We start from the raw sequence: 24,452 nt of genomic DNA, 5'->3' as shown, positions 1-24,452 counted from the left end.
CTGATAGAGACAGCAGGTTATATACCGTGGCTTTGTGCTTTACGGCAAAGAGCTAAAATTCCCTTATAAATTTAAGGGAGAGGGGGATGGAGTCATGAATTTGAGAGTATTGCGGTATTTTTTGACCGTGGCAAAGGAGCAGAGCTTTACGAAAGCAGCGGAGCAGTTGAATTTGACCCAGCCGACGCTTTCTAGGCAGCTTGCGGCGTTGGAAGAAGAGCTGGGGGCAAAGTTATTTGACCGAGGGGGACGTAGTATTACACTCACGGGTGAGGGCGTGCTGCTTAAAAGGCGGGCACTGGAAATCGTTGAGATGGAAGATAAGATCTTAAGTGAGTTCAAAGGCAGTCAAGAGTTTATGGAGGGGACGATCACCATCGGCTGTGGAGAGTTTATGGCTGTGGAGACACTTGCGGAAATCTGCCGCAGTTATCGGGAAAAGTATCCGAGAGTGCAGATCGCACTGCACACCGGGACTGCCGATGCAGTGTCAGAATTGATGGGAAAAGGACTTATTGATATAGGACTGTTTTTAGAACCGGTCAGTACGGAAGAAATGGATTATATTCGCTTACAGGGCAGTGATCACTGGGTTTTGACGATGCGGGCAGACGATCCGCTGGCTGCCAAAGAGTATATTACCAAAGAAGATTTGATCGGTTTGCCGCTTATTTTGCCGGAACGCCATACGGTACAGAGTGAGTTGGCTAACTGGTTCGGAAAGGATTTTAGCAAGCTGCAGGTGGCGTTTACCAGTAACCTTGGCACTAATGCCGGGGTGATGGTGCTACATGGGCTTGGGTATCAGGTGTCGATCGAGGGTGCAGAACGGTATTGGGAGAAGGATAAGCTTGTGCAGAGGCGATTGACGCCGAAAGTGGAGACAAGTACCGTGATCGCTTGGCGGAGAAATATCCCATATTCACCGATGGTAAGTCGGTTTATTGAGGAGATACAGGCGTATAGTGGTGGGGAGAAGTGATTTATCTATACATTTTACGGAAGATTTAGAGGAAGCAGTGCATGCGGCTCGCCAAAACGAGAAATGGAGAAAAGTATGAACCTAAAAATAGATTTACTTGATAATAAAGAAAGAGGATATAATAATGCTAACAGTAGAAACGTATATTAAACACATGGATTGCTTTGTTAAAATTGAACCAGATACTGACATAGAATTAGTTACAGACGTTTTTTATGTAGAAGGGGCAATTGTAATAAAATATTATACTCAAGAGATTATGGGATTAGAACAATGGGATTTAATTAATCACTTGTGGTCATATTTCATAGATGCAATAGATGAATTGATAGAAGGTAAATGGGAAACGAGTTTTTTGTTTCCTGACCAACCTCTAAATGTGATATTGAGAAACGAAAAAAGGAATCAGAATGGGCTTTTGATAATTATAGGGGACAAAAAATATATGGTAGAGAAAAAGGAGTTCTTTTTAGCGTTGTTATCTGCAGCAGATGTATTTTATCAATATTTAGAACAATGCGATGTAAGTGTTTTAGAGAGAAAAAATAAAATACGAGAAATTAGAAAAAAATTAATATAGATAGTTTGTAAAGGGATAAATTATGCATTACAATCTATAAAACCGAAATAATTGCAGATAATGCCCAAAAAGCATAGATAGCAATACAATATAAGTAGTAGACATAATTGAAAATGGAGTATTATAATAAATGTGCAGGAGAAATAAAACTTCCTGCACATTTTTAACTTTATGGGAAACTGCTTATAATGTGGTGCTATGCCACTAAGAATTGTTTTAGCGATTCTTGCAGAACTACATTTGTTTATGTTTAAGAAATGAGGTGTTATTTTATGGCAAAAAAGTTAGTTGCTTATTTTAGCGCAAGCGGAACAACAAAGAAAACAGCAGAAATGATCGCAGAGGCAGGCAATTTTGATCTGTGCGAGATCGCACCAAAGGTTCCATATACGAAAGCGGATCTCAACTGGATGGACAAAAAATCACGAAGCAGTGTAGAGATGGCTGACAAATCAATCAGACCGGAAATCGCAGATTCTAATGTGGATGTATCTGCTTATGATGAGATTATTTTGGGATTCCCGATTTGGTGGTATGTTGCACCAACTATCGTGAATACATTTTTGGAGAAATATGATCTGAGCGGCAAAAAGATTGTATTATTTGCAACATCTGGTGGCAGCGGATTTGGCAACACGGTCAGTGAGTTACAGCCATCGGCTCCTAATGCACAGATCGTGGAAGGAAAACTCTTAAATCGTATGTCTAAACAGGAGATTAGCGAGTGGGTAAAAAGTTTGTAATTGTATTTCAGACGAAGTTTTAGATTATGAAAAATTAATAGATTTGTTAAGGAGAGATGAAGAACGATGATTCGTACATTTAAGACACATGAAGTGCGTATGCAGGAAGAACTGACAGGGAGTTTATGGGAATTTGAGCCATGCGAGGGGGATTATGCAGGAACAAAGTTTCAGATGGCAACACCGGGATGCTTTGAAACAAATCCACTTTTTGCAAATTACCGTGGAGAAGCCTATTTTCGTAAAAAAATTACTGCTGGTGGAAATATCCGTATTGAGTGTAAAGGAGTGAGCCATACAGCGACAGTGCTGTTAGATGGGGAACAGATTGCACAGCATTATAATGCTTATACACCATTTTCTGTTATTAAGAAAGATTTGACAGAGGGAACCCATTTGTTGGAAATTAAGGTGGATAATCGTTTTACGGAGAAGAGTGCATTGCATATTCCGAATGATTATATGTCATATGGTGGAGTATCGCGTCCGGTGGTGTTGGAGAAAATTGGTGCCTTATATTTTGAATATGTACATGTTAAAACATATCATAAAAATGGGAAATGGACAGCCGGCGTGAAAGTCGCGGTCCATATTTTGGATCAAAAGAGGCTTGCTGGCGAGAATGTGGTGATCTCACTTCAAATAGGAGAAGTAATCTATGATTGGCAGTTGCTGTCCGATAAGGGGGACAGACAGATATTGTCTACGGAAATTATATTTGAAGATGTGCAGGAATGGAGTCCGGATTCTCCCAAATTATATGAGGTAAAGCTACAGGCAAAAGTAGGAGAAATTGTGATGGATGACTTAATAGACCGTTTTGGCTTTCGGGAAATTAAGGTGCAGGGAAAAGAAATTTTATTAAATGAAAAGAAATTTCGCATCAAGGGAGTATGCAGACATGAAGATCATCCAGACTATGGATATGCATTGCCATATGCAGCAATTTGTCATGATCTTATGTTAATTCAACAAATGGGCGCCAATTCGATTCGCACGGTGCACTATCCGAATGATGAGATATTTTTGGACTTGTGTGATGAACTGGGTATTTTGGTTTGGGAAGAGAATCATGCAAGAGGAATAGAGGAATCAGAAATGCGTCATCCTCTTTTTGAGACGCAGGCAGAAAATGTTATCAGGGAAATGATAATGAACCATTATAATCATCCAAGTATCTATATTTGGGGCATACTAAATGAATGTGCCAGCGAAACAGAGTTCGGAAGATCATGCTATCAAAAACAATTTGCACTGATCAGGCAGTTAGATGCTACAAGAACCTGTACTTTTGCAAGCTGCAAATTTTTTCAGGACATTTGTTTTGATCTGCCGGATGTGATCTCATGTAATATATATCCAAGATGGTATGTAGACAAGCCGGTGCAGCAGTATTTGGCGGAAGTTTGTGATTGGATTAAAGAGGATGGAAAAGGAAAAGATAAACCGTTTATTGTGTCGGAGATTGGGGCAGGAGCGCTATATGGCTGTCACAATTCTTATCATGGAAAATGGACGGAAGAATATCAGGCAGAAGCTTTGGCGGAGCAGTTGACAACGTGTTTAGAATCTTCAGAGTGTATGGGCGTTTATATTTGGCAGTTTTGTGATGTGCGTGTCAGCTCTGAGTGGTTTGCCGGAAGACCGCGAGAGATGAATAATAAAGGAATCGTAGATGAATATCGAAGACCAAAATTGGCATATGAAAAGGTGAAGGAAATATTTCAAAAATACTAAAGTTGATTATAGCAGAAGGTTACATATGCCCTACTGATGAAGTGGGGCATTTAAGGTGTTGCAAATGTTAAGGTGTGCACGATATGATTGCATAAAACGATTATAAATATTATCTATGTCATTTAAAATACAAATTGTAATCCGCATGTTAAGGAAAACTGTATGGAGGATTGATGTCGTATGAGAGGATTAGTATGGGAAACCGCTGAAGAACTGGATTTAAAATTAGCGCAGCGGGTGAGAAATATTCGTCGGAGACGGTCGATATCCCAGAAAAAATTAGCGGATATGAGTGGGGTTAGTTATGGATCTATCAAGCGTTTTGAAACAACGGGGCAAATATCTCTGGTTAGCCTTACAAAAATAGCTATGGCATTGGATATTGCGGGCGATCTGCGGAATGCGTTTACACAGATTCCGTATCAAGATATTCAGGAGGTTATCAATGAAAACAAATGTAAGTAGTAAAGTGTATGTGCCGGAAAAAACTTATTTTGACGGATTGTTTGGCATATTTGCAGATAGCCTTCCGGATGCTTGGGGAAGACGTTTGTTAAATCGGCTTCTTCAGCAGAAAGGCAAAAATCCAGATAGTTATACGGTATTAGACAGATTGGCGATAGTGGGAAATTCAGGAATGGGAAAGCTTGTTTATGAACCGCAGATAGAGATTACCCGGGAAAAAAGAATGGATGAACGGTTGGAAGACTGTGAATACAGTGGTGCAGACGGTCTTGTTTCACTGCACTCGCTCCATTCGCTTTAACTCCGGTAAAACAATAGAGAGCATGGTAATAAAGCAGATGCCGCCACCGATAATATTGGAGACAGGTTCTGCAAGAAATACGCCATCTGTTCCCATATGGAAGGCAAATGGCATCAGATAGGTTAATGGCACTACGATAATTACTTTACGAAGCAGGGAGAAAAATATTGCCTGCTTCTTTTTATTCAGTGATTTGAACACAGTCTGTCCCATGTATTGCAGATCCATAAAGATAAAAGCGGCAAAATATTGCTTGAGTGCGGGGATAGAGTCCTGTACTAAATTATGGTCAGAGCTGAACACACGGATCAGTGTCCCAGGAACGAGGATGATGAGACACCACATGACAGCGGTATAACTCAGTATCATGATGCTCATTACCAGTCCTGATTTACGGACACGAGACGGGCGTCTGGCTCCGTAATTGTAGCTTAGGATAGGAGAGGCGCCTTCGTTGATCGCATAGATAGGAGTTTCCACGAGTTGGCGTACGCTGGATATGATCGTCATGACGGAGATGTAAATATCGCCACCTGTGATGGAAAGTACGTGGTTACAGCAGATCGATACAAGGCTGTTGGTAAGCTGCATGATAAAACCTGCCGTGCCGAGGCTGACAATATTTTTGGCGTAACCAAAACAGCCGCGAAATTCGTATTTCCGCAGAAGACGTACTTTTAATTCCGCTTTTCGCATCAAAAAATATAAAACAAATGCGGCAGATAGAAATTGCGAGATCACCGTTGCAATAGCGGCACCCTCGACACCCAGTCCAAGCACAAAAATAAATAGGGGATCGAGCAGCAGGTTAGCGGCAGCGCCGACAGCCACAGAGGACATGCCGATCAGGGCATACCCTTGTGCATTGATAAATGGATTCATTCCGACAGCGATCATGGATGGCAATGTGCCGATCAGATAGATCATTATGTACGGCTGTGCAAAGGGAAGTGTATCCGCAGAAGCACCAAATAACACTAGCAGAGGTCTGGCGGTCAAGAGTCCAACGCTCATGAGGACAATCGCACCAAAACACAGCATGGTAAAGGAAGTATTCATAATCCGACCTGCCTTGTGTTCCTCTTTCTGACCGCGGTAGATCGAGAAGAGAGGGGCACCTCCACCGCCAAACAGATTGGCGAACGCTGTGATGATCGTAATTACCGGGAAACAAAGTCCGACAGCCCCAAGTGCTCTTGTTCCAACGTCCGGGATTCTTGAAATATAAATGCGGTCCACTATGTTGTACAGTAGGTTCAGTATCTGAGCAATCAGCATCGGAAGAGCAGCACCCAGTATGTTTCTTGTAACCGTTCCGTTTTCAAAGTCTATTCGTTTCATATAAATCAGTCCTATACTATGTAAATTTTCGATATTAAGTATAACAACTGCTTGCTCAGATGTAAAATGTTCAATGCCTGGGAGCAAATAATATCGACAACAACCCATGGTTGTGGTACACTTACAAAAACGACTACAGAGGTGAGACGACTATGATTACTATTATTGACTATTGTGTATATCATATTTACAGAACACCGGTAAAATAAGGTGTTTAAGGCGGTTGATTTTTGATGGAAAATGACTTTACGAATTATATACGAACAATTGTGCAGAAAATGCGTACACAAAGAATTAAGGAAATAAGAGGATAGAATAAGTATAATAAAGAAAATGTGGATCAACAATCACACAATAAGAAACAATGTTTTTGTAGGAAAAATTAAAGGAGAGGTGACTTACATTAGTAAAGTCAAATACCTTGGATATACCTTTTATAGACACAAAGGAAAGTGCAGATTCAGAGCGCACCCAAAGTCAGTAGCGAAGATGAAAAATAAAATCAGAGAACTTACTGACAGAAATAAAGGCATTAGTAATGAAGTGCGGGAGAGGAGATATCAAGAGTATGTACGGGGATGGATGGAATATTTCAAACTTGCGGACATGACGAAGCTTCTCAAGGAAACGGATAAATGGGCAAGATGTAGAATCCGAGCGGTCTATTGGAAAAAGTGTAAGAAAATCAAAACAAAGTACCGGATGCTGAAAGCATTAGGGAGAGAACATTGGAAAGCAAAAAAACTTGCCTGTAGTAGAAAAGGTTATTGGAGAATGGCGAAAACTCTGAACCAAATCTTTTCAAAAAGAATAATAGCCAAGCAGGGATATACATCCATGCTTGGCTATTATCTGGTAGTCTGTGAAAACTAAAGAACCACCGTGTACCGAACGGTACGCATGGTGGTGAGAGATCGGCTAATCAACTAATGATTAGCTTCCTGCTTGATTTATATAGGTATTCCAAGAAAACAATGCGTCCCAGTTATAGGTATATGGACGTTGCAATACCAAGGGATCGCAAAGGGGAGTATGAACCGCAGCTGATGCCAAAATATCAGAATACGGTCACTCAGGACATGGAAGAAAAGATCATATCTATGTATGCAAAAGGAATGACCACGGGAGACATTGAGGCACACTTAAAGGAGCTTTATGATCTGGATATTTCAGACAGTACGATCAGCCGTATTACCGATAAAATAATGCCACTTGTAAAGGAATGGCAGGAACGTCCACTACAGGAGATATATGCTGTTGTTTACATGGATGCGATCCACTACCACGTCCGCAGTGAAGGGCGTATTGTGAAACGTGCGGTATACATTGCCCTCGGGATCGATATGGCTGGAAAAAAGGACGTGATCGGCATGTATGTCGGGGAAAATGAAGGTGCGAAATTCTGGCTGTCTATTATTAACGGATTGAAAAACCGTGGTGTGCAGGATATACTTATCGCCTGTGTGGATGGACTGAACGGATTTCCACAGGCGATCGAAGCAGTGTATCCAAAGACAGAGATCCAGCAGTGTATCATCCACTAGATCCGGAATACCACGAATTATGTATCCTACAAAGATCTGAAAAAACTTATGGCAGATTTAAAAATGGTCTATGCAGCTCCCGATGAAGCTGCAGCCTTGAAGGAATTAGAATCTTTTGGAGAAAAATGGAACAGCAAATATCCGGAGATCTATAAATTCTGGAGCGAACGCTGGGCTACACTTTCCACCTATTTTAAATATCCCAATGAAGTGCGGAAGCTCATTTATACAACAAATGCGATTGAAGGATTCAACCGGCAGCTACGTAAGGTCACCAAAAGCAGAACTGTATTTCCAAGCGATGACAGCCTCTTAAAAATGCTCTATCTGGCTACCATGGATATCACTAAAAAATGGACCGGACGCCGCTGGGACTGGTCCCAGATACGAGCCCAGCTGGAGATCTACTTTGAAGAACGGCTGGAAAAAGCAGAATTCTAGGGAAATCTATTTGACATGTGCATTTATACCTGTATAATGCAGATAGAGCAGAGAACCAAAATCTGGTCTCTGCTCTTAGTATAACTATCAATAAAATCTTATGTCAGTTTTTTGAGTTTACACAAAACTCGAAACGGTCTCCATTATACAGTGGACTTTCCTGCCATTCCTTGGAAAAATTTCAGCATTTTTTGACTAGACTTATTTTACATCTCCTTTTTTAAAATTATCTAATACTGTATAAAATTCATTAGATCAATTTTTGATTAATTTATTATGGCTTTCGTATCGAACGAATAACTCTTCGTTATAAAATAAAGGTTTCTTTGCTTTTAATTTTAAAATTATCAAAGTTTGCGCTTCATATTTCATTGTGTCCATATTTGACAAAATATATTGAATTACTTCCGGTGCAACCTTTTGTTTCTGAATAATATTTTTTATATGGTTTGTAAATTCTGGTATTGATTTGTGATATGTTACTGCCTCGTGCTGTATACCAGATATATATAGATCATTGTACTTAGGAACCACAACTTTATAATGATTTTCAAAATCTTCTGCATCACTTTTTTTATCAGAAATTCCTATTATGATAACACCTTCTTCATAAGGCTTCGTATTCGCCATTGCTGTTAACGTCTTTATACATTTAGGAATTACATTCTGATTTTCTTCGCCCGTTTTTAAATCATGTATTCCTATTTTAAAATCATACATTTGTTTTTCACATGAAAGTTGTTTCAAAAAATCCCTAAATCGGTTATTCCATTTGGGATTTATTTCTCTAAATTCCATATGTTTTACTAGTATGTTTTTTACTCTATCGATCAAATGATTTCTAACATTACAATTCCAATCGCAATCAGATTTACTAATTATCTCACTTAACTCTTTATTTGCCAGTAATGTCATTGCCTCTGCAATTTGTTTATGATTATTGATTATATAATTTTCTGTATACAATTGTGCAAATGATAGAAATAAAATAATAAAGACCCAATCTTTATTATAATTTTTTCCTGGCTTAAACAAAAGTGTTTCGAATGTTGTAGATTTAGATTTAAATATTTTTTCTAAATTAGACAAAACAGTAATAAATAATTCTATCATACTATCTGTTTTGTCTTGTGTCAACAAATTTTCATTTCTTTTATAGGTATCACTACTTGGGGTGTATAAACGATTTAGTGCTGATGAAGACGTCCCAGTTCTGTTATCACTTAATATACAACTACACAATATAGCAATAATCTCTTCGTCTTTCGATCGTCTAAGCCCTTCTTCCGTGATAATTCCCTGTTCTACCCAAAAGACTAAATTGATATCTAATCCATATTTTAATCCATCACTGCTTAAGCTATAATCGGCAATCTCATGCATATTTACTAAATCGCTATCAGTTGCATCGCCACGTAAATGTGTTGCGATTATTCGTACTAAATTACTAAATCGACTAGTAACACCAGCTTGCCGTAAATCCTGTGGTGAGAGCTTTTTTCCGGTTGAGTTTATTCTTTTAAAAACATCATCAACCACTGTTTCATTTGCGTCTATTATACTAATTGGTAATTGATATAACATAAAATCTGCACATGTTTTCGCATCTATTACCGGGGTTTTTTGATTTAATTTATTTGATTTTATTAAAATCCCATTACCAGGATATACATCAAGATTAAAATATTTATATTCACCTTCAATTTTAACAGGAAATTTGTTTAATATAAATGAAATTATTGCTTCCAAGCGTTGTAGTCCGTCAATTATTTCTTTTTTTTGTGATCCTGTATCGTTTGATTCATTAGAGGAATTAACCAATAAAAATAAAGGAACTGGATATTTTTTCATTATAGTATTTATAAAGTGTTGCTTTTCATTTAATGTCCATACTAATTTCCTTTGATATCTTCTGTTTACGATTAAATTATCTTCTGTGTACCATTTGTATATTTCTGATATATATTCACCCTTAACCATTACTTCCTCCGTAAATTTTTTTATTTTATCATATTATACTATATTATACTATATTTTACAATTGAAATATTCATAATGATAGTGTACCTAAAATGAAATTTTAAAGGAGGCATGACCTATGACTGCATTAAGACAAAGTGCTATAAAGGAACTGGAAAAGATAATAGAAGATAACTTGTCCTTTGTAATTCAGAGTATGCAGGGGGAAAATGGTTTGTACAACGATTCTAACAAAGCAAGGAAAGAAGCTTTTGCAAGATTGAAACAGTTATGCAAAAAGGGGTGGTTACCGATAATGCAGAATTAGCTTCTTATAGGGAAGATAAATATGGTAAGTAAAATTCTGATTGATACCAATGTATTACTTGACTATCTTCTGGAAGGGGGTGTTTTAGAAGAGTATAGGTTTAAAAAAAAATTCATATAAAATATATTTTTTATTGTAAGTGTAAGTGACTAATTTCAATATAGACTTCATATTACTTGAATATCTGTTATAATAGTTAGCGAGAAGGTAGGTGTTTTTATTTTATGTTGGCAATTACCCAAAGTAAGATGCGAGCCTTTTACTTTATTTATGAGAGTAGCAGGAACATAGGTTTGATGCTAATTCGAATTAAATATGGAATGTTGTTCCAATAGAATACTGATTTATCAATCAATGAGTGGTTAATATACTAGAGTACTCCTAAATCTCCAATAAATAAGGACGAAAAGGTTAAATGTAAATAGTTTCCTTATGATAAAAAAAGATTATAGCTATGCTATAATCTTTTTGGTTATGTAAAGATGTATAATATTCCCACCATACTCACTAAATTAAAGAATTAATTAAATGGCAGCAAAATGCATAAGACATTCTGCTACAGCAAGAACAAGAATGAAATCTGTTAATGCTTCGACAAATTTAATAAGATTCTTCATAGGCAGTCCCTCCTCGCAAAAATCGCAAACAACAAGTGACATACCCGGTACTGTTAACGTAAACAACGGTCATATTTAGATATTGTATGGTTCCCAGTATCTATTTATATAGATACGCACCTATCTTTTGGATAGGTATTCCACCTCATCAAAATATTAACATATTATAATCTTATTGTATAGATAGAACATTTGTTTTTTGCTGTTATCAAAGAAATGCTACATTTATGTTAGTTGCATTTCTTTATAACAACAATCATAATTCGATTATGCCAAAATTACAAATTTATTTTTGGATGTTTAATATATTTTTCGAATAATATCTAATCACCTCTTCCTGCCATATCATGTATTCTTCGAAAGATAATTCGTTGTTATCTAGTTGTGTTTTTTTAGTGATCCAATCTTCTATAAATAAGCAAAAATCAGCATCATAGCAGGAGTTTCCTTTACCAGCAATGGAAAGATATGATTTCCATTGAGGGGATGTCGGTGGTTTGGTGATATCCAATTCTAATGAGAGGTTTCCAGATTGCTGAATTTGGAGTAGGACGCTAAATACATCTCCTAGAGTTCTTAATGTAGGATTGCTTCTTTTAGTTAGATTTTGGATAGATGTTGTATCTGAATGAAGCAACATTGTCCAGTTGATTTGCAATGCGGAAGCCAATATTCTGAGGAGGTTGGTATCAAAATCAATTTTGCCAGCTTCATAATTTTGGATAGTGCGTTCGCTCTTTCCAATCAATGCACCTAATTGTTTTTGTGTTATCTTTTGTGTTTTTCGTATTTTCTTAAGGTTTTTTGCAATTTCTTTTTGGTTTAATAGTTCTTCTTGCATGTTATAATTCCTTTCACGAAAATTTAATGTGGGTAAAGAGTGAAAAATTAATAATTATAGGATATGACAGAAAAAAATAAAAGTCAATGACGAATTATAAGTTTATATGTCAAACAGATTGACAAACATATGTTCTTTTTTGTATAATACAAAACACGAAGAAAAAATTCGTGTTTTGCTGAATTGAAGATGATAAATCGTTATTTACCATTTGATGGTAAGTTGTATCACAGAATTACCATTTGTGTGTATAACCAAGTCAGAATAAGTAGTTTACTATATGGGTACGGTGTTGTGATACACCGGGACAATTGAATATCAACTGCTGAAGTATAACTTATTTCGGTAAAAATCCGGTACACTGTCAGACAATGCAGTCATAATTTGCGATGAGAATCGAGGAACTTAACGGTGAAGGTGCTTAGCGAGTGCGACAGATATGTGGCGGATGGATAATGAACCACGGGGGATATGAAAAATGTCCCTATCCTCAAAATGGCAGAAGAGGAAATCATTCTGATTGATCAGGGTGTTGTGAATGCGAGAGCAGCCGAGCAGCAGTTCCCAGTATGCGGGCGACGAGGATGTGAGAAATCACGCATACATACATGATTTTGTAAAATGAAGAAATACCTATGCAAGAGAAAAGGAGGATCATTATGGATAAAAATACAATAGTTATTGCTATTGACCACGGCTGGTCAAATATGAAAACAGTACATGAAACTTTTACTTCCGGGATTCGTGAGATTACCACGGAGCCGGCATTGTTTGAAAATGTCTTGGAGAAAGATGGAAAGTATTATAAGGTCGGAAGCGAGCGATTAAAGGTCAAGGACAGCAAGGTAGAGGATCAAAATTATTATCTGCTTTCATTAGCTGCGACAGCCAAAGAGTTAGACCGGCTTGGAAAGAGAACTGCTAATGTCTACTGGGCAGTGGGACTTCCTCTTACCCGTTTTGGCAAAGAGAAGGAGGCATTTATCAAGTATCTGGATCAGAACCGGGAAGTAACATTTAAGTATGAGAAAAAGCAGTATCATATTACGATTGAACGGATTTCGGTGTATCCACAGTGTTTTGCGGCGGTTGCCAGTCAGATCAGTGGATTTCCGGCAAAGGTGCTTGTTGTTGACATTGGTTCATGGACTGTTGATCTGATGCCGATCATCAATCAAAGTCCGGACGAATCGGTTTGTGTGACAAAGAACTCCGGTATTATTACTTGTATTCAACAGATCAATAAGGAATGTGTCAGAAAGCTTAATTCAGAAGTGGATGAGTATGACATTCAGCAGGTAATGCTTAATGGAGCAGACGATTTGCCGGATCAGTACAAGGACATCATTCTGGAAGAACTTCACAAGTATTGTGAGACGATCACAAATTATATCAGAGAGCTTGGTTACAACATGGATCTGACACCGATCATCTTTGTGGGCGGTGGTGCAACGGTAATGAAACGGTTTGGACAGATGCAGCAGAGAAATGTCAGATACATTGAAGATATCCGGGCAAATGCGAAAGGCTTTGATTATCTCGGTAAGATTTATCTTGAGAGAGTGATTCATCGAGCTGGATAGGGGGGGATTGTAATGGGACGCCAACAGTATGAACAGTTTTGCCTTCGTTTTAGTCCGGATAATCCGCAGCATGTAAAGGTATTGAGAATATTAAATAATCTGGACAGAGATTTATACAAATCCAAGACACAGTTTATCATGGAAGCAATCGAATCTTATATCTGCAGGTTGTCGGAGGGGATGGAAACTGCAGATGAGGATGAGAAAAAGAAATATGTAACGAGTGAAGAACTGGAGGTCATGGAGAATCGGATACGAGAAGAACTTCGCAAGGAGCTGTATCAGGATTTCGTTGTTCATTTAGCGGACACAATGATGACTGCAATGGTGCGACAACCAGCGGTGGTACAGAGTGCTCCTATTGAAAAGGAAACGGTAAAGGAAACTGGAACGAAAAAGGAAGATGAAGTTACAGAGGAAATGGTAGACAATGTAATGAAATGGGCATGATCGGAGGGATGGTTATGGTAAGAAGAGTGATCAGTACAATAATGGTTTTTCTTTTATCGGTGATAAAGGGAGGTGCATGGCTGGGATTGCATTTACTGCTTGCAGTTTTGGAGATCCTTAAGATCATTTTTCTTATTAGCTGTTACATTTTGAAGGTTATGTTATTGATTCTTAGCTGTGGACGAATGGAGAGGAGGTGACAGCCATGATGAAGATGATCAGAATGATTCTTTATATAGAAGCTGTAACAGGAAAACGGCTGATTGATTATATTACAATGGAATAAGGGAAGTTGGTTGTGCGAACCGACTTGATGGGTAAAAAGCATGCCTTTTTTTCGCCGGAGAGTCGGGGAGAATCCTCACAATCTCTGGTGAATGGTGGGAAAAATGATTCGCACAGAGAATATTTCAGAAAGTGAGGAACAGCGAATGAATAAGAAGATTTTTAAGCGAGCAGTTGCGATGATGATGGCTGCGGTTCTTACGGTTGGAGCTGCACTTCCAAGCAGTAATGTGTTTGCTTCCGGTTCCGATGAGGAGAAGGATACAAAGACGCTTGCAGTGTATGATGCCGATGTCCGTACTGACCTTGATGAAGATGAAGTGGTAACGGCTGGGGATATTGTGATCGCCGCCGGCTATGGATTTGATATTGAGAATGATATGGAAGGAATCGTTTATGAGCAGGAGAAAGTGGCAGTAAGCTATTATCCGGATCAGGGAAGATTCGATGCAGACAAGCCGGGTGATTATGATACTTACTATAAGGTTGAACCTGTCAGCGGAAAGGATGCCTATCTGGTGCATAGAACCATCGCAGTGAAAGAAATCACTACGGAGCAGACAGATAACACAGAAGCAGCGCCGACAGAGGATACTAAGGAAACTGCTGATGACGAGGAGCCTGCCCCCGGAAGTGAAGATACGGAATATATTGACCTTGATACGCAGATCGTAAAGGGATTATCCATTCAGAGAGCACCGGCTGCCATGCTGAAGGCAGCACCGGCAACAGGAACGAAAGATGGTAAAGATTCCATGAAAGTGGGATTTTCCGGTTATGCAAAGTTTTGTGGTCGTTCCATGGGGGTTAAATATATTTCGGAGTCCGGGGATTATTACCACCACTCTGTTTATTGTCTGGATCTGAATAAAAAGACAACAAACGGAACAGTGAGCAAATCCAGCAGTACGAAGAAAGTGAAGCCAGAGATCACCTATTGTCTGGTGAACGGTGTGAGAGAGTTAAATAAAACCTGTCACAACAGCAAGTATTCTTCCGGACATGCGACAGAAGATTACTTCATTACCGGTGCAGCAATCCATGTGCTGAATGGGGAGGTAAAGCTCAGTTACTATGGTAAAGGCAATACCGGAACATATGCAAAGATTTCTGCATTGGTAACGGATGCAAAGAAATACAGCACAGATGATTACAATGACAACGGACTTACCAAGTCGATCAGCTACTCTATTTCTCCGGCGAAGAGTAAATGGGAAAAGGTGGCTGACGGGTTATACCGCAGTAAGGAGAAGTTTGTCCGCACGAAGAAGGGGACGATCAAAAACATTAAATACACGATCAGCGGTGCTCCGGCAGGTCTTACCACAGGCGAGATCAAAACGGATGCATCCAAGATTGATGATGAAAATGATCTGAAGAAGTACGATATCTGTGTGGCACAGACGGATGCGTCCAAGGCATCATCCAATTTTTATCTGTACTGTAATCAGACGGCGATGGATAAGATCACGAAGAATGACAGTACCATCAAAGTAAGGGCAAAAGCATACAGTGATGAAAAGGGCGGTTCCAAGTGGACACCGACCGTTGTGTCTCAGCAGAAGATCACATTTTTGGAGGAGTTTATAGATCAGAAATCGGATGAAGCGACAGTTAAGGTAACATCAAACTACAAGCTGGGAAGTTTTCAGCTTCATAAGACAGATTCTTACAAAGGAACTCCGGTAGCTGGAGCAAAGTATTATCTTTATGAGGATAGTGCCTGCACGGACCTGTTGTGTAAACTGAATGTTACCAATTCAGACGGTTTGGCAGCATCCGGTGTTGAGGTGTTGACAGAATCCAAGTATTACCTGAAGGAAGTAAAAGCACCGGATGGTTATCAGGTGGATGAAAATGTGTATGAAATCGGTCTGGAGTATTTTACACAGTATGATGAGAGTGGAAAGGTTACAAAAGCCGGAAAAACTTTTGAGGCAAAGGAGACACCGGAAACGGTAGGTGTTCTCGTACAGAAGACGGATTCCGAGTCTGGTAATGTTGTCAAAGGTGCCGGCTTTGCCGTGTTTAAGGATGCTGCCTGCACCCAGAGGGTATTGATGAATGGTGATACCGGAGCAGAAGTACCGGTATTTTATTATGATGAAGATCTGGACGGGGCTGCATCTGAGAAGTTTGTGAAACAGCAGGATGTGTATTATGTGAAAGAGGTGGTTGTCCCGGATGGATACCGTGATGATGGAAAGGTATGGGAAGTAAAGCCGGATTATGGTTCATTCGATACGGTGGAAATGACCAATACACCGATCCGCTGTGATGTATCCGTTGATAAGAAAGACAAAGAAACTTCTGATCCACAGGGGGATGCCAGACTTTTCGGTGCAACCTATGGACTGTATGCATTGGAAACTGTGAATTATCCGGATGGCAGAGGAATCGTATCCTATGCCGGAAACGATAACATCACATCGACTGCGGGGACGGATTTTTACAGTACCGGAACACCGGCAAATGCAGGTGCACTTCTTGCAACGGTGAGGACAGATGAAGCAGGAAATTTTAACTTTGGAAATCTCTATTATGGGAAGTATTATATTCAGGAGATTGAGCCAAGTGAAGGATATCTGCTTGATGAAACAAAGTATGAGGTTGACTATTCCAAAGAGCCGAATACACACCAGAACATTTCTGTTACCCGTCATGTGGTGGAAACAGTAAAGAAGCAGCCATTTGAGATCATCAAAGTATCAACCGATGGGGATGATACGGAGACGGATTATGTGGAAGGTGCAGAATTTACCGTAAAGCTTCAGTCTGAGATTGATAAGGTGGGATGGGATGCGGCTAAGGTCTATGATACTCTGGTCACTGATGAGAAAGGCTATGCCTGCTCTAAGGAACTTCCATATGGAACATATCTTGTGAAGGAGACGAAAGTACCTCACAATCTGTATAAGACGGATGATTTTACGGTCGAGGTGACAGAGGATTCCAGAACACCGCAGAGATACCGGATCTTAAACGATGCACCATTTAAAGCATATATCCGGATGGTCAAAAAGGATGCAGAAAGTGGCAGCACGATCTGTCTTTCCGGTGTTACGTTCAAGATTAGGAATACAGATACCGATGAGTATGTGGAACAGAAGGTTGGAAAGGATAAAGTGAGTGAATTTACAACCGATGATTCCGGAACGATCACCACTCCGTTGAAACTGAAATATGGCAATTATCAGGTTGAAGAGATCACTGCTCCGAATGGCTATCTGATTTCCGAGGAAGAGTTTCCTTTCGTGGTGGAAAAGGATGGAGCCGTAAAGGTGGAAGAGGACAGTGATGGTGATCCTGTGATCGAAGTTGTGATTGAAGATACTCCGGTAAAGGGAAGTATCAGTATTACCAAAGCCGGTGAGGTACTTACCGGTACAGAGTATGATACGATCGTTGACCGTATTATGAGTGCCATTGATCAAGAGGATCGAAGTCTTGATTTTATCTATGAGGAACAGAATCTTGCGGGGGCTGTATTCCAGTTGATCGCAGCCGAGGATATTTACACACCGGATCATCAGAAAGATGAGAACGGAAAACGCACACTGGAAATGATCAATGGTGTTCCGGCATCTGCAGGAGCGGTTGTTGCCACGCTGACTACCGATGAGAACGGGGAAGCATCTATGGAGGATCTTCCGCTTGGCAAGTATCAGGTAGTTGAGATCGAAGCACCAAAGGGATTTGTGCTTTGCGAGGAGCCATTCCCGGTAGAGCTCACTTATAAGGATGACCATACAGATGTGGTTTATGGAAATGCTGATTTTGTGAATGAGAGAGTAAAGACAAAACTCAGTGTGATCAAAACAGATGGTGTGACAAAGAATCCGGTAGAGGGTGCAACTTATGGTGTATTTACGAAGGAGGACATTCTTGATGTAAACGGTGAAGTTGCGGTAAAGGCGGACACAATGGTGGATACTGCAGTGACTACTGCCAGCGGACAGGCAATCTTTGCAGCAGATCTTCCTCTGGCAAACTACTATGTAAAAGAAGTGGAATCTCCGGAAGGCTATGTGATGGATGATACGGTCTACGATGTGGACTTTACCTATAAAGATCCTTTGACGGCAGTTCTTGAAAAAGAGATCACGGTTGAAGAGACACCGATCATTGTAGAAGTATCTAAAACGGATATTACAACCGAAAAAGAATTAAAAGGTGCAACTTTAGAGGTGATTGACTCCGATGGCGAGGTGTATGCATCCTGGGTAACCGATGGAAAGCCGCACCAGTTAGAAGCAATCCCGGCAGGGGATTACACCTTGAAGGAAACTGCTTCTCCATATGGTTATCTGATCGCCAATGAGGTGGAATTTACGGTAGAAGAAACCGGGGAGATCCAAAAGGTTGCAATGTCTGATGAAAGAGTGAAGGGAGCAGTTGAAATCTATAAAACGGACAGTAAGACAAAGTCTCCGATCAAGGGAGTAGAGTTTGAACTTCGTAATAAAGATGGAAAAGTGCTTGCAAAACTTATCACAGACAAAAAGGGATATGCTAAAACCGATCTGCTTGATATCGGCACTTACGATGAAGAGGGGAACTTCGAGAAAGATATTCCTTATTATGTCGTAGAGACAAAGGCTGCGAAAGGGTATGTGATCGACACGACACCGCACGAAGTGCTGCTTCAGTATGATGACAGTGCCGTGGAGAATGTGGTTTATACACTGAAGCTGAAGAATAAGCCGGAGAAGCCGAAACTTCCACAGACCGGTGGAGGTTATAAGCCTTGGATGTTTGGTGTAGCAGGAGGACTTCTGATCGGTGCGGGTATTTATCTGAACCGTAGAAGGAAAAGAAGAAAAGTTTGATAAAACTTCATATGGATTGTTTAGGGAGAGGCTATGATAATAACCTCTCCTGTTTATTTGAGAAAGGAATGATAATTATATGATGGATTTTAATATGTTTCAGGAAGTAGTGAAAGACAATATCTTAAATTCACTTCCGGCAGAATATAAAGAGGCATCCGTATCTGTGCATGCAGTACCAAAAGTGAATCGGACATTATATGCATTGACGGTAATGCTGCCGGATCACAATAAAGCGCCTAACATTTATCTGGAGGAGATGTATGAGCATTATCAGCAGAATGAGGATATCCAGACGACTTTGGCGGAAGTAGCAGATGCGGTTGTGGAAGCTACGAAAGAGATGAGCAAAGTAAATCCGGTGCTTGATGCTGACAAGATTCAGGACAATGTGGTCCTTTGTTTAGTCAATTCCACACAGAATGAGGAACTCTTAAAAGATGTTCCCAACAGAAGATTTCAGGATCTGTCTGTGATCTACAGATGGGTGGTGAATATGGACAGGGATGGAATGCAGAGTATGATCATTACCAATGATTTTGCAGCAGCTCGTGGATTTACAGAGGAAGAGTTATTTCAGCATGCGGTGGAGAATACAAAGCGTATCTGCCCACCAAGAGTAAAGTCAATGCAGGAAGTGATGGCAGATCTGGCAGTCGAAGATGGAATGCCACAAGAATTGCTGGAATCTATGGGAGTGTTTGATGAGATACCTCCGGAGAAAAACTTGTGGGTGATCACGAATGAGATGGGAATAAATGGAGCGGCATCCATGTTATATGAGGAGAATCTTCATAAACTGGCAGAGCAGATAGGAACGGATCTATATTTGCTCCCTTCCTCTATCCATGAAACCATCGCAGTATCTGTAGAGATGGGAGCTCCGGAGTATTTGGCACAAATGGTTCACGATGTCAATATGACTGCTGTTACCTTGGATGAGCGGCTGTCCAATAATGTATACCATTATGATAAGGATCTCAGAAAGCTGGAGCTTGCCACAGATGTGCCGGAAAAGGGGTTAGACGGTGTTATTGCAGAGCCGCCGATGATCTATGAAAAGGAAGGTCCGGCGAGATAGGAGGCAGACAATGTCAGATCAGAGTGGATACAGTGTAGAGGAATTAAAGAAACTGTTACAGAGTCAGCCGGAAGATACGGTGGTGACGGTAGAGTTTCCGAAAGAAGAGGTGACAGAGGATGAGTCGTGATGCTTTTAAGCTGGATGTAGTAAGTATCCGGCTTGTAAGAGATGCTCCCATTTATTCGGCTCAGAAGCTTAACAGCCCGCAGGCTGCCGTTCATCTGGTTGGTGAGGTGCTTTGTGATATGGATCGGGAGCTGGTCTGCGTCATTAACTTAAAAGCAGATGGTACACCAATCAACTGCAGTTTTGTCAGTGCCGGTACACTGGATTATTCCGTAGTAAATCCGCGAGACATGCTCAAAGCCAGTATTTTATCAAACGCTGCCAGATTGATCATGGTGCACAACCACCCTTCCGGTGATCTGACACCATCCAAGGATGATATCCGGCTTACGGACCGGATGCAGAAGGTAACCGGTCTTGTCGGGATTCCATTGATGGACCATATCATCGTGGGAGGCGATAATAAGGAATATTTCAGCTTTCGGGAAAAGGGCATTATGAAGAATCCATGTATTCATCTGGCAGAGGATTATCATTTCATGGACTGGAATGAACAGCTTGTTGCGGAGAAAGGAGAAAATGCTCATGAGATTCACGGAGGAAGAACTTAGAATCGCAAAGTCGGTAGACTTATGTGCTGTGGCGTCTCATCTGGGATATACCGTCCGGCGGATCGGGAAGTACCACACCTTAAAGGAAATGGATTCCATCCGGATCTATAACCGGACACATTGGTTTCGATGGTCCAGAAGGTATGAGAAAGGAAAGAATGGCGGAAGCCAGATTGATTTCTTACGGGTGTTTGCAGGAATGGATGTAAAAGAAGCCGTGTTCTGGCTCCTTGATTTTACCGGATACAAAAGACTGGAATCCAAGGAAACATTGCATGGTGTTATCTTATCAAACGGGATTGCAGCAGAGGAAAGAAAAAAGTTTGTACTTCCGGAGTATGCCGGGAGCAATGCTTATCTGTATGACTATCTGGTGAATCAGAGAGGAATTGCTAAAGAGGTGGTAGATCATTTTGTGAAAGCCGGCATCCTTTATGAAGCAAAGAATTATCACAATGTGGTATTTGTGGGGACGGATGCAAGCGGTACTCCGAAGTTTGCCAGTATGCGGGGAGTGTTTGACCGGAATGGCAAGAGCTTTAAGTGTGATGTGGAGGGTAACGACAAACAGTATGGATTTCATTTACACCGGGAGGCATGTATTGAGATCGTGGTGTTTGAAGCGTCGATTGATCTTTTAAGCTATATGACGATCTATCCGGATAAGCAATGTGACCTGCTTGCACTTGGAATGGTTGCAGATGTTCCTTTGGACAGATATCTCAAAGATTATCCGGCTATCCGCAAGATCAGTTTTTGTTTGGATAATGATGAACCCGGACAGAAGGCAGAACAGCAGATGATGGAAAAGTACAAAGGGCTTGGATATTTAGTATCGGGTGGAATTGTCCCATCCCAATATAAAGATGTGAATGAATGGCTTGTTTCTGAGCGGAAAAGTAAGATGCTATCAAATCCTATAGAAAAATGCTTCAAATGATAGCACTTTCTATATCATTTCTGAAAAAAGATAGCAAAAACTATATATCTGCCGGAAACAGGAAGAATGTGTGCTATCAAAAGTTATATATTTTGAGAAAAGCTGATAGCAGAAACTATATTTTTTTTGGATTTTGCTATCAAAAACTATATCACGAACAAATCCGGGTGATGAGAATGCTATCACTTATTATATCTTTTAAGGAAAAATGCTATCAGATTCTATATATTTTGGGAATTTTGATAGCATTTCCTATATCATTTGGAATCTTTCGTGAGAAATATGGGGGTTTTAGGGGGGACTCCCCTAACCAGACAGCCAAAATCTTTTTTTGCTGGCATTTTGTGACACAAAATGCGTATCTGGCGAAACCACAAAGGCGTGGTTTCCGAATTCCCACGGAAATGTAACCTGAAAGTTGGCACGGATAAAGAAAAGGAGGTGTACCGGAAGATGAGCGATGTATATGAGATCAAACAACCGTCGGAGCTTTTGATCACGATCAACGCACTGCAGTCAGAGATCAAACTTTCCAAAGAGGATGCACAAGTGATTCTTGGCTATATGCAGGGGCATGATTTTATGCTCACATTGGATGATGGAAAGCTGATGCGTGTGGATATTTCAGAAGAAAACGGTCAGCGTGTTCCTTATACCATGGATGAGGTAATTGATCTGGTCTGTGAATGGAATTATGAACAGTTAGAGGAAGCAAGGGCAGTTGTCGATCATCCGAAAGATTTTGCGGAATATTGTGAATATAAGTTTACCTATGATGCACTGAAGGAGGATGAGACGGCATTGAATCAAATGTTTGCCCAGACAATTTATGGTCGTGATGTGAGAAATGTTGCGAGAGCCATGATCGGGCAGGCGGGAGGACAGATGCCGGAAGCATTAGCGGTCCATGAAGATATGAAGTATCAGGATGCAGCACATAGGGAAGAAGGGAGGAAGCGCTGATGGCGAAAGATGTGGTAAAGCATTATCGTCTGACGATAGATGATGCCGCTGCTTTTCGTAAAAAGGCAGAAGAAGCGGGAATGACAGAATCCGATTATTTCCGCTTGCTGATCACACAGCAGCCCAGTGATTATCCGGAGATCCGTGGTGGAATCAAGGTGTTGATCAATGAGGTCAACCGGATCGGAGTCAACATCAATGAGATTGTGTTTAATAATAACTCTAATCTGTATCGTACTGCGGATAAGGAAAGACTCATTGCCTATATGCGGCGTTTGAATGAAACGCTGGCAAAGGTGGTGGACGACTGTGGCTATCACTAAGATTCTTACGATCAATGACTGTGGGAGAAAGTTTGCCGGGAGACATTTACAGACGGCAATTACTTATATTATAGATCCGAACAAGACGCAAAATATGCGTTATGTAACGGGGATTAACTGTCAGCCGGAAAAGGCATTTGACCAGATGCTTGCAACAAAGCAGAAGTTTGGAAAGACAGATAAAAGGCAGGGGTATCACATCATCATTTCTTTTGAGGAAGAAGATGTGGAACCAGGGACTGCTTTCGAGATCATCCGAAAATTTGCGGAAGAATATCTTGGTCAAGGCTATGAAGCGATCTATGCGGTGCATGATAATACGGCACATACACACGGACACATTATTTTTAACAGCGTGAATGGTATTACCGGAAGAAAGTACCGCTATGAAAAAGGAGACTGGGCAAAGGTGATCCAGCCGATCACAAATCGTTTGTGTGAGGAATATGGTCTTGCCACGATGGAGATTGAAATGGCAGGGCAGCACAAGAATGAATATTACAAGGACTGGAACGAGTTTCGGGATGGTAAGCTGATCTGGAGAGATATGATCCGGCGGGATCTGGATGCGTGTATCCTGCAGTCCGATGATATGGAAGAATTTCTTGATATGTTAAAAGAGATGGGATACGAGATCAAGCAGAATAAATATCTTGCCGTAAAACCGCCGGGTATGCAGCGGTATTGCAGATGTAAATCTCTGGGGGAAGAATATACGGAGGATAGGATTGAACAGAGAATTGCTTTGGAAGATCTGAAATCCTATGCAAACAGATCAGAGAAAGGGCTTCTTACGGTTGCGGAAGATGAGTTTTTGCCGAGAACAAAGCTCACCGGAATACAGAAAACCTACTATGCGAAGGTATGCAGGATTCGTAATTTGAAACGGCTTCCTTACAGCAAGGCTTGGCAGTATAAGAATGAGATCCGGAAGCTGAATGAATGTCATGAGCAGTATATGTTTCTGGTAGAGAATGAGATTCATACATTGCCGGAACTGGTGGCTGCCTGCAGCAACCTAAAGGAAAAAGAGGCAGAAAGCAGACGGGAGCGGCGCAGTCTTAGTAAAGAAGAAAAGCGGTTTTCAGGATTATTTCGGACAGCAGAGGAGATGGAGCAGTTACAGCCTGCGTACCATAGTTATCTGGAGGGGGATGAGTTCTTTGAGAAGGAATATCATGCTTATGAATCCCTGAAGGAGAAACTAAAAGAACAGGGATATACGAAAGAGCAGGTAGACATGATCCAGAACGGAATCCATAACCGGATCGCTGAGAATTATGAGAAGCGGCAGGCAGTACATCGAAGGCGAGTAATTGCAGAAAAGATGATCACAGAATTAACGGATCGCATGGAAAAACAGCGAGAGCAGAAGATGATTGAGAATAGAGAAAGAGAAACCAGACAGCCAAAACGGTAGGTTGTCTTTTTTTATGGAA

At 40.5% G+C, this 24,452-nt stretch carries 21 protein-coding genes and 1 pseudogene; 19 read left to right on the top strand and 3 right to left on the bottom strand.

Going from position 1 to position 24,452, the window contains the following annotated elements; genetic code table 11:
- Positions 1–94: 94 nt before the first annotated feature.
- From ACSAJE_RS05315 to ACSAJE_RS05290, 6 genes are all read left to right on the top strand, one after another.
- Positions 95–982 (top strand): LysR family transcriptional regulator, encoded by an 888-nt coding sequence (locus ACSAJE_RS05315; RefSeq protein ID WP_458009904.1) that lies wholly within the window; start codon positions 95–97, stop codon positions 980–982.
- A gap of 124 nt (positions 983–1,106) precedes the next feature.
- On the top strand, positions 1,107–1,562 hold the full coding sequence (locus tag ACSAJE_RS05310; protein WP_458009903.1) for a hypothetical protein: 456 nt from the start codon (positions 1,107–1,109) through the stop codon (positions 1,560–1,562).
- Between the two features lie 272 nt (positions 1,563–1,834).
- Positions 1,835–2,305 carry a flavodoxin gene (locus ACSAJE_RS05305; protein WP_458009902.1) on the top strand — a complete coding sequence of 157 codons (471 nt, stop codon included), beginning with the start codon at positions 1,835–1,837 and terminating at the stop codon, positions 2,303–2,305.
- 66 nt (positions 2,306–2,371) lie between these two features.
- Positions 2,372–4,042, top strand: a complete 1,671-nt coding sequence (locus ACSAJE_RS05300) for a glycoside hydrolase family 2 protein (RefSeq protein WP_458009901.1) — start codon at positions 2,372–2,374, stop codon at positions 4,040–4,042.
- Positions 4,043–4,222: 180 nt separating this feature from the next.
- Positions 4,223–4,507, top strand: a complete 285-nt coding sequence (locus ACSAJE_RS05295) for a helix-turn-helix domain-containing protein (RefSeq protein WP_458009900.1) — start codon at positions 4,223–4,225, stop codon at positions 4,505–4,507.
- On the top strand, positions 4,488–4,808 hold the full coding sequence (locus ACSAJE_RS05290) for a HipA N-terminal domain-containing protein (RefSeq protein ID WP_458009899.1): 321 nt from the start codon (positions 4,488–4,490) through the stop codon (positions 4,806–4,808). The genes ACSAJE_RS05295 and ACSAJE_RS05290 overlap by 20 nt, the downstream gene beginning before the upstream one ends.
- Here the strand turns inward: ACSAJE_RS05290 and ACSAJE_RS05285 are convergent.
- Complete coding sequence (locus ACSAJE_RS05285; RefSeq protein WP_458009898.1) at positions 4,782–6,149, bottom strand: MATE family efflux transporter; 1,368 nt, start codon at positions 6,147–6,149, stop codon at positions 4,782–4,784. The genes ACSAJE_RS05290 and ACSAJE_RS05285 overlap by 27 nt on opposite strands.
- A gap of 489 nt (positions 6,150–6,638) precedes the next feature.
- Between ACSAJE_RS05285 and ACSAJE_RS05280 the strand changes: the two genes are divergently transcribed.
- Complete coding sequence (locus tag ACSAJE_RS05280; protein WP_458009897.1) at positions 6,639–7,022, top strand: group II intron maturase-specific domain-containing protein; 384 nt, start codon at positions 6,639–6,641, stop codon at positions 7,020–7,022.
- A gap of 86 nt (positions 7,023–7,108) precedes the next feature.
- Positions 7,109–8,134 (top strand): annotated as a pseudogene (locus ACSAJE_RS05275) (IS256 family transposase); the annotation flags it as partial.
- A 255-nt stretch (positions 8,135–8,389) separates the two neighbouring features.
- Here ACSAJE_RS05275 and ACSAJE_RS05270 read toward each other — a convergent pair.
- Complete coding sequence (locus ACSAJE_RS05270) at positions 8,390–10,114, bottom strand: GmrSD restriction endonuclease domain-containing protein (RefSeq protein ID WP_458009896.1); 1,725 nt, start codon at positions 10,112–10,114, stop codon at positions 8,390–8,392.
- Between the two features lie 118 nt (positions 10,115–10,232).
- Between ACSAJE_RS05270 and ACSAJE_RS05265 the strand changes: the two genes are divergently transcribed.
- Positions 10,233–10,421, top strand: coding sequence for a UDP-N-acetylenolpyruvoylglucosamine reductase (locus tag ACSAJE_RS05265; RefSeq protein WP_458009895.1), 189 nt, complete (start codon positions 10,233–10,235; stop codon positions 10,419–10,421).
- A gap of 903 nt (positions 10,422–11,324) precedes the next feature.
- Here the strand turns inward: ACSAJE_RS05265 and ACSAJE_RS05260 are convergent.
- A complete protein-coding gene (locus ACSAJE_RS05260; protein WP_458009894.1) occupies positions 11,325–11,879 on the bottom strand; it encodes a helix-turn-helix domain-containing protein in 555 nt (184 codons plus the stop codon).
- 659 nt (positions 11,880–12,538) lie between these two features.
- On the opposite strand from ACSAJE_RS05260, the gene ACSAJE_RS05255 reads away from it, so the two are divergent.
- From ACSAJE_RS05255 to ACSAJE_RS05210, 10 genes are all read left to right on the top strand, one after another.
- Positions 12,539–13,462, top strand: coding sequence for a ParM/StbA family protein (locus ACSAJE_RS05255; RefSeq protein ID WP_458009893.1), 924 nt, complete (start codon positions 12,539–12,541; stop codon positions 13,460–13,462).
- Positions 13,463–13,474: 12 nt separating this feature from the next.
- The gene (locus ACSAJE_RS05250) at positions 13,475–13,912 is read left to right on the top strand and encodes a hypothetical protein (protein ID WP_458009892.1); all 438 of its coding nucleotides are present in this window, start codon (positions 13,475–13,477) and stop codon (positions 13,910–13,912) included.
- Positions 13,913–13,926: 14 nt separating this feature from the next.
- Complete coding sequence (locus tag ACSAJE_RS05245) at positions 13,927–14,112, top strand: hypothetical protein (protein ID WP_458009891.1); 186 nt, start codon at positions 13,927–13,929, stop codon at positions 14,110–14,112.
- A gap of 231 nt (positions 14,113–14,343) precedes the next feature.
- Positions 14,344–19,026, top strand: coding sequence for a SpaA isopeptide-forming pilin-related protein (locus ACSAJE_RS05240; RefSeq protein WP_458009890.1), 4,683 nt, complete (start codon positions 14,344–14,346; stop codon positions 19,024–19,026).
- A 79-nt stretch (positions 19,027–19,105) separates the two neighbouring features.
- Positions 19,106–20,107: a DUF5688 family protein gene (locus ACSAJE_RS05235; RefSeq protein WP_458009889.1), complete on the top strand. Its 1,002-nt coding sequence runs from the start codon at positions 19,106–19,108 to the stop codon at positions 20,105–20,107.
- A 119-nt stretch (positions 20,108–20,226) separates the two neighbouring features.
- Positions 20,227–20,787: a JAB domain-containing protein gene (locus ACSAJE_RS05230; protein WP_458009888.1), complete on the top strand. Its 561-nt coding sequence runs from the start codon at positions 20,227–20,229 to the stop codon at positions 20,785–20,787.
- Positions 20,762–21,727, top strand: coding sequence for a DUF3991 domain-containing protein (locus ACSAJE_RS05225; protein ID WP_458009887.1), 966 nt, complete (start codon positions 20,762–20,764; stop codon positions 21,725–21,727). Before ACSAJE_RS05230 ends, ACSAJE_RS05225 begins: the two co-directional genes overlap by 26 nt.
- A gap of 453 nt (positions 21,728–22,180) precedes the next feature.
- Entirely contained in the window at positions 22,181–22,690 is a 510-nt protein-coding gene (locus tag ACSAJE_RS05220) for a multidrug transporter (protein WP_458009886.1), read from the top strand.
- Entirely contained in the window at positions 22,690–23,013 is a 324-nt protein-coding gene (locus ACSAJE_RS05215) for a plasmid mobilization protein (RefSeq protein ID WP_458009885.1), read from the top strand. The genes ACSAJE_RS05220 and ACSAJE_RS05215 overlap by 1 nt, the downstream gene beginning before the upstream one ends.
- Complete coding sequence (locus ACSAJE_RS05210; RefSeq protein WP_458009884.1) at positions 23,000–24,433, top strand: relaxase/mobilization nuclease domain-containing protein; 1,434 nt, start codon at positions 23,000–23,002, stop codon at positions 24,431–24,433. The genes ACSAJE_RS05215 and ACSAJE_RS05210 overlap by 14 nt, the downstream gene beginning before the upstream one ends.
- Positions 24,434–24,452: the final 19 nt, after the last annotated feature.

It is taken from the genome of Jutongia sp. SJQ-6, assembly GCF_054161275.1.
Note: the sequence above shows the minus strand (reverse complement) of the source record. Positions and strands in the feature narration are given on the sequence as shown.